4 protein-coding genes are annotated in these 2,522 nt (G+C 49.9%); all 4 read right to left on the reverse strand.

What is annotated here, in order from left to right; genetic code table 11:
• Nucleotides 1-45: 45 nt before the first annotated feature.
• Entirely contained in the window at nucleotides 46-624 is a 579-nt protein-coding gene (locus HMPREF9098_RS11470; RefSeq protein ID WP_081457169.1) for an L-threonylcarbamoyladenylate synthase, read from the reverse strand.
• Nucleotides 625-725: 101 nt separating this feature from the next.
• A complete protein-coding gene (locus tag HMPREF9098_RS07155; RefSeq protein ID WP_003783364.1) occupies nucleotides 726-1,175 on the reverse strand; it encodes a hypothetical protein in 450 nt (149 codons plus the stop codon).
• The gene (locus HMPREF9098_RS07160; protein WP_050781241.1) at nucleotides 1,175-1,690 is read right to left on the reverse strand and encodes an outer membrane protein assembly factor BamE; all 516 of its coding nucleotides are present in this window, start codon (nucleotides 1,688-1,690) and stop codon (nucleotides 1,175-1,177) included. The genes HMPREF9098_RS07155 and HMPREF9098_RS07160 overlap by 1 nt, the downstream gene beginning before the upstream one ends.
• 78 nt (nucleotides 1,691-1,768) lie before the next feature.
• On the reverse strand, nucleotides 1,769-2,522 hold a 754-nt coding region (locus HMPREF9098_RS07165; protein WP_257004608.1), incomplete at its 5' end, for a YadA family autotransporter adhesin.

Consider the following 2,522-nt stretch of genomic DNA (forward strand, 5'->3'; position numbering starts at 1 on the left):
GTTCGATGTTTCCTCACTATTCCGACAAAGAAATACATATTTTAATCACCGCAACTGTGTTTTTGTGCTCCAATCAATAATTTTGCTGGGATTTTTTCGCTTTCCAACCTGCCCGCCCAGTATCCATACTTGCCTGCCAAACCGTTTCCGAGCTTCTTTTGAATTACGGCAGGGCTTTTGTTTGGCGCGATTGCACGATGTTGAAATTAATGCGCTTTTGGCTTCTCGGCAAATTTGTCGGGCTAATAAATGATCGGGAACCCGTGTGGCAAGCTGCCGCCGCCTTGCCCCTCTTAGCATTGGATGCACCTTGGTGCGGCAGGACAATACAAATGTTTTCGGAGCGGGCCAAATGTTTTGGAGCTGTTGCTGCGTGTCATCAGGCAGCCTGCACAATAGCGGCTGCAACTGCTGCAATTCGTTTCCAATTACAATCAATCCTTTATTTTGCGGCCGTTTTTTAAGTCGGATAATCCGGCGGATAGCACCGGCATGTGTGGGCAATCCGCCTAGCCCATAACAGGATTCGGTTGGATAGGCAATAATGCCTCCACGTTTGAGATATGCGCGCAATCTCCACAATGCGCGGGGCGATTGGATTCTTTTACGGCCAAATTTGTTCATGATTTGATGGTTAAATAAACGTGCAGGCTGCTTTTGACACTGCAAAAATAAACCGCATTCTAAACGATTCAGAATGCGGTTGTGTATTGGTGCGCCGTGATTTAAATAATTTCCAATATGAAATACTGACGCAATTTTTCGTAAACTTCGTTGCTGACATTGATGCAGCCGTTGGTCATGATTCGGTCGGCCACGTTATCGGAAGCGATGCGCTCCAGCCGTCTTTCTGATGGCTTCAGTGTCCACACGCGGTGCAGCGCAAACAGAAAATTGCCTTCCTGCTTAAAACCGATCACCTCTCCGCCATACCCTGCGGCAGTGGTGGAAACCAGATTCATATCAAACGTGCCTTTGGGTGTGCTTTTGCCAATCAGCACGCGGTGGCAGTCTTGCGTATCGGCAAAACACAGTTCCGCCTTCTGGGTATCGACCACCACGCGCTTGCTCTGCATATAAGCCGAAGCGGCACTACCGTTTGCCGTTGTTTGCGAAAACGCGGGCGAAAGAAATAGTGCCAAACCCAATGTGCAGGCTGCTTTTAAACCGCGCATTATTGACGGATGCGCGCTCTGGTCGGCGCCACTTCACGGATAATGACTTGCGGTTCGGCTTGAATCACTGCTGGGGCAGGAGCCGGTTTTTCCACAACCGGAGGGCACACTGCATTCACAGGATCCACCGCGCGCCAATGGAAACTGCGCGCATATCTTTGGCTGTCAAACAAAACTTTGTATTGGCAAGTGGTTACGCCTTCAGTGCCCACGCCAGGTGTATTGAAGTGGAACAAGTAATCCCATTCGCGTACGCGGAAACCTTCATTGAAATGAGGGCGGCCAATCAAATCATACAATTCGTCTTTGGTCATGCCTGAACGGATTTGGTTCAAATTGTTCACATTCGGGAATGTGCCGCGTTGTTTGTTAAATGTAGTTTTGCTGACATTTGGCCAATCCAAACGATCACTTTCACCATTGCGGTTTGGATGCGAATTCACTGAGTTACATGCGGACAACGCAATTGTGCCCACAGCAAGCAATACGGCCATTTTCACTTTTTTATTCAACATTATCATATCCTTATAAATGAATCACTGGGAAAAGCAGCACCGCAAAAGTGCAGGCTGCTTTTTATCCCAATCAAAATATTACCATTGATAACCGGCACCGATAGTTGCACCGAAATGTCCGCGGCTATTGCCGGTTGCAGTGCCTTTCACAATCCAGTTACCGCTGTCGCTGATGGCAGACATACCAACTGCATAACCTTGCTGACCACGGTATGTGCTACCCGAAACAGCAATCATGCTTTTACCCGGCAGATAAGCCTGTGGCAAACCGGCGGCAGCCAATGCTGAAGCAGTACCCGCCTCGGAATCATCTTGCAGTTTACCCATACGGTTTTGCAAGTTTTCAACCGCACCAGCAACGTTGCCAACAGTGTTGTTGATGGCATTGTGTAGCTGACTGCCGTTTACCGCATCCGTAGAGGTTGCAGAGATCTCCCCTGGTGCTACGTTGGTAATCTTGTTGCCGCCGTTATTCAAACCGCCGGTAGTGAGGCTTACGGGGTTGCCGCCTGCTGCCGGAGTGATGGTCACGCCGCCGCCGTTAGTAACGGTTTGGTTGCCGGCTGCATCAGTAGCGGTAACGCTGGTTACGTTCAGGTTCGGGTTCAATCCCAGCTGTACGCCGCCGTTTACGGTGGTGCTGGTAATGTTACTGTCACCTTTCACGTTGATGGTATCACCCAACTGGTAGTTGTTGCTACCGGTAGTGCCGCCGAAATTGATGCCTTTAGCCACATTTTGGTTGGTGGCGTACAGCTGGCTGCCGTTTACAGCTTCGGTGCTAGTGGCGCTCAACGTGCCTGGGGCTACGTTACCCAAAGTAACCGGGCTG

Origin of the sequence: Kingella denitrificans ATCC 33394, from assembly GCF_000190695.1 — a bacterium.
Taxonomy (GTDB): domain Bacteria; phylum Pseudomonadota; class Gammaproteobacteria; order Burkholderiales; family Neisseriaceae; genus Kingella_A; species Kingella_A denitrificans.